The sequence below is a fragment of the Leisingera sp. ANG49 genome, from assembly GCF_059694505.1.
The window spans coordinates 1-1,478 of record NZ_JCATZN010000037.1; the positions used below are offsets into that span (position 1 = coordinate 1).

The following is a 1,478-nucleotide window of genomic DNA, read 5'->3' on the forward strand; positions in this document are numbered from 1 at the left end:
TAGACCCCATGATCGGTTTCTGAACAGACTGGGTTAGCGGCCTCTCCCGCGGCATTCTCCGTTCGAGGGTTGCGCCCGGTTGGCGGGTGCCGTGCCTCAAGAATGGGGGAGAGACCACATGCAGGATAGCACGTTCATCGGTCTGGATGTCCACAAGGCGACAATCTCGGTTGCAATTGCAGAGGGTGTACGGGGCGGAGAAGTCCGCCACCTAGGGAAGGTGCCGCACCGCCCTGATAAGGTCCGCAATCTGGTCGAAAAGCTGACGGCCAAGGGGGCACGGCTGCATTTCTGCTATGAAGCAGGCCCCTGCGGCTATGGCCTCTATCGCCAACTTGTCGAGATGGGCCATGACTGCATCGTAGTGGCGCCATCGCTGATCCCGGTGAAAGCGGGCGACCGGGTGAAGACCGACCGTCGCGATGCAGTGATGCTGGCGAAGCTGCATCGAGCTGGAGAGCTTACGGCGGTCTGGGTGCCGGATGCGGCGCACGAGGCGATGCGCGATCTGGTGCGTGCCCGTGCGACCGCGATGCGGGTGGCAGGCAAGGCGCGTCAGCACCTTCAGGGCTTTCTGTTGCGCCACAGCCGGATCTATCCCGGCAAGAAGGGCTGGACGGGGGCATACCGGCGCTGGCTTGCGACAGTGGGCTTCACACATCCAGCGCAACAGATCGTCCTTCAGGATTACATCGATGCCGTTGCGGATGCCGAAGCGCGGGTCGAGCGCCTGACGCAGCAAATCGCAGACCTTTTGCCAACCTGGAGCCTCGCGCCGGTCGTTGATGCGATTCAGGCGATGCGTGGTGTCGGCTTCATCGTTGCGGTGACGGTGGTGGCCGAGGTCGGAGACTTCCAACGTTTCGATAATCCACGGCAACTGATGGCTTACCTGGGGCTGACGCCATCGGAGCATTCCAGCGGGGGCAGCGTGCGGCGAGGCGGGATCACGAAAGCAGGCAGCGGACTTGCCCGGCGCGCGCTGATCGAGGGCGCCTGGAGTTACCGGATGCAGGCGCGCGTCAGCCCGAAGCTCCTTGCCCGGCTGGAGACGCTGCCGCAGGCTGTCCGCGACATCGCCTGGAAAGGACAGCTCAGGATGTGCCAGCGCTATCGGCATCTGATTGCGACCGGAAAAGCCAAAGTGGTGGTCATCACGGCGATCGCGCGCGAGATGGTCGGCTTCATCTGGGCGATCGCCCGCACCGTCTCACCCGCCAAAGCCTGAGGAGACCACGAGCAACAACGCCTCGACCCTTTCCGGTGCGCAGGGTTGGGGACGGAACGCGGTGGGGAACCCTTGTGCCCTGTTATGGGCCGACACTGTCGACGCCCGATCCTTAGAGCAAGGCAGCCCCAGGACGAAACCACGGTCATGCGGTAACCAACCCGCGCATGAGAGCTTGCTCAACCGTCGTCTCAGTTCCGTCTCCTACCCTGCGCATCCACATCACGCCCTAACCGGCCCCGCCGGAAGA

The 1,478-nt window shown here is 63.6% G+C and carries 1 protein-coding gene; it reads left to right on the top strand.

Features of this window, described 5'->3' with window-relative positions; translation table 11 throughout:
• Nucleotides 1-118 precede the first annotated feature (118 nt).
• Nucleotides 119-1,228, top strand: coding sequence for an IS110 family RNA-guided transposase (locus AC58NV_RS23555; RefSeq protein ID WP_497229310.1), 1,110 nt, complete (start codon nucleotides 119-121; stop codon nucleotides 1,226-1,228).
• Nucleotides 1,229-1,478: the final 250 nt, after the last annotated feature.

Excerpts from the sequence above, each read along its gene's own strand:
- AC58NV_RS23555 (WP_497229310.1), top strand. The coding sequence starts at position 119 with ATGCAGGATAGCACGTTCATCGGTCTGGATGTCCACAAGGCGACAATC.